The 1,942-nt window shown below is 64.0% G+C and carries 1 protein-coding gene; it reads left to right on the top strand.

Translation table 11 applies throughout. The features are described from left to right. The first annotated feature begins 895 nt into the window (after positions 1-895). Entirely contained in the window at positions 896-1,909 is a 1,014-nt protein-coding gene (locus tag QK291_RS18950; protein WP_282384398.1) for an IS30 family transposase, read from the top strand. Positions 1,910-1,942 lie beyond the last annotated feature (33 nt).

Raw genomic sequence — 1,942 nt, 5'->3', positions numbered from 1 at the left:
GGCGGGTTCAAGCGATCGTTGCAACACCTCCGAATTATCGGGAGTTGCAGCGCGAATGGAATCACCATCAAGAAGTAGTTTTTCCTCGAGGAAAGAATCTCCTTCGAAGGAAACATCGGCGTCCCCGGCAGGAGTGGGCGTCAAGCGTCATCAGCAGTCCCATACCGGTGCCCAGAGGAAGGATTTCCTTTCCGCCGTGGCGCGGTTGGGAAGTGTTGCCGCGGCTGCCAAAGAGCTGGGACTCAACAGAAGCACCTGTCAGAAGTGGGCGAACGCCGCCGGGATCAGACGTCAGCGCCAGTATGCCCGGGCCGACAAGGACCAGTTCCATGCCGTCCTTGATCGGACCGGCAACATCGTGGCGGCGGCCAGGGAACTGGGACTGAATACCAGCACGGCGAATTCCTGGGCCGGCCGGGTCAACCGCGCGGCCGGGAAGCCCAGCAAAACCAGAACCGTGAAACGCCCCCCGCAGCAGCGCCACTCATCGGCGGTGGTGGAGGAGTTCCTGGACGTGCTGCGGGAGATCGGCAACGTCAGCGCGGCCGCCAGGGAACTCGGCCTGAACATCTCCACCTGCTCGAACTGGGCGAACGATGCCGGCATGGCCTCCCTCAGCCCGCGACCCCCGTCGGCGAAACAGATTCACTACCTGCGCTTGCGCCAGGAAGGTGCCGGCCGCCGGGACGCCGCCCTCGCAGCCGGCGCCAGCGAACAGAGCTCCTACAAATGGGACCGGCAACACGCTGCAAAGGACAAGGCAGCCGCCGAGGGCCACCCTGCGGATCTGCCGTATAACCAAGAGGTGAGAACTACTTATGCGGAACCTCCAGCCCCTGCCGCGGCACCGGAGCCGACGGCACCGGCGGCGGAGTCTGCACCCGCCCCGGCGGCCTTGGAGGCCTTGGAGCAGTCCATCAGCACCCGCTACCTGTCCTTGCGTGAGCGGGAGCTGATCGCTGACCTGCTCGGCGGCGGCAAGTCGATGCGTGACATTGGCCGGACTCTGGGCCGGTCGCCGGGCTCGGTCAGCCGGGAGATCGGCCGCAATAGCCACCCGGTTCTTGGCTACCTGCCGTACGGCGCCAACCGGCGTGCCACCGCGGCCCGGGCACGGCCCAAGGACAGTAAACTGGCCGCACCCGGGAAACTGCGCGACTACGTGCACGCCAAGCTGCTCACCCGCTGGTCCCCGAAGCAGATTTCCCACACGCTGATCAAGGAATTCCCCGATGACCCCCTCATGCGCGTGACCCACGAAACGATCTACCAAGCCCTCTACATCCAAGCCCGCGGCGGACTCAAACGCGAGGTCAAAGAAGCCCTGCGCACCGGGCGGACACGTCGTAAAAAACACAAAAACCCCGAAGAACGCACCAGCCGTTTCCGGGACCCGATGATCAACATCTCCGAACGCCCCGCCGAGATCGAAGACCGCGCCGTTCCGGGGCACTGGGAAGGTGATTTAATTACCGGAGCCTACAACCAGTCGGCGATCGCAACGCTCGTGGAACGCACCACCCGCTACGTGATGCTCGTGCACCTGCCCAAAGACCACACCGCCGAATCCGTGCGCGACGGGCTCATCACGACCATGGCCACGCTGCCGCAACATCTGCGCGGATCCCTGACCTGGGACCAGGGTGCGGAAATGGCCCTGCACAAATCATTCCGCATCGCTACGGACATGGACGTCTACTTCTGCGACCCCGCCAGCCCCTGGCAGCGCGGATCCAACGAGAACACCAACGGCTTGCTGCGACAATACTTCCCCAAAGGCACCGACCTGAACGCCTACGGACCGGAGGATCTGGAGCACGTCGCCCAGGAACTCAACGGACGACCACGAGAGACGCTCGGATGGGACACTCCCGCGGAGCGTCTGCATGGTTTACTGATAACCAATTGACCTCGGGTGTTGCATCGACCCCTTGAATCCGCC

The sequence above is a fragment of the Arthrobacter sp. AL12 genome (assembly GCF_029960645.1).
Taxonomy (GTDB): domain Bacteria; phylum Actinomycetota; class Actinomycetes; order Actinomycetales; family Micrococcaceae; genus Arthrobacter.
This window is presented reverse-complemented; position numbering and strand designations above follow the sequence as displayed.